We start from the raw sequence: 676 nt of genomic DNA on the forward strand, positions 1-676 counted from the left end.
AATTGATTTGGGAAAATAATTATCGTGCCTATGGTTATCCACGAATAACGATGGTGCTTCGCAAGTCAGGCATCTGTGTTGGGTCAAAACGAATTTTACGATTAATGAGGGAAATGGAGATTCACTCTTTAATGAATCGGCGATTTAAAAAACCTGGCACTCATGTGGATCATTCACAACGCCCCAATTTAATCAAGCACCAGCCCAATGCAAGGATATGGCGTGCTGACATTACTTATTTGGAATTACGTCCAGGAACCTGGGTTTATCTCAGTTCTATTTACGAACCAAAGGTTCATCAAGTTCTTGCTTTCAAGATTGGTCGTCAGATGGAGGCGACGTTAGTTGTAGAAACGATTAATCAGGCGCTTGAATGTCATCAAAAGCCACAATATTTTCACTCTGACATGGGTTCACAGTACACCAGCAACGAAGTTGAAACTTTACTTGAACGGCATCAGATTAGCCACTCATACTCAAAACAAGGTTATCCTTATGATAATGGGCCAATTGAAGCTTTTCACTCATTGTTGAAGAGAGAGTTTGCCTTTCAAACAACTTTTTCCAATTTTGAGGACTTGGTAATCCGAACCTCAAATTACATCAGTTGGTTTAATTCCGACAGAATTAGAACGAGTGTTTAGAAAAAGATGTGCCATTTATTGACATAGGAGCA

Annotated in this window: 1 pseudogene; it reads left to right on the forward strand. The window is 39.5% G+C overall.

Annotation, left to right across the window (positions count from 1 at the left end):
* Positions 1-644, forward strand: a pseudogene (locus EGT51_RS12845) (IS3-like element IS1163 family transposase); the annotation flags it as partial.
* Between the last annotated feature and the right edge of the window lie 32 nt (positions 645-676).

Source organism: Levilactobacillus suantsaiihabitans, from assembly GCF_004745505.1.
Classification (GTDB): domain Bacteria; phylum Bacillota; class Bacilli; order Lactobacillales; family Lactobacillaceae; genus Levilactobacillus; species Levilactobacillus suantsaiihabitans.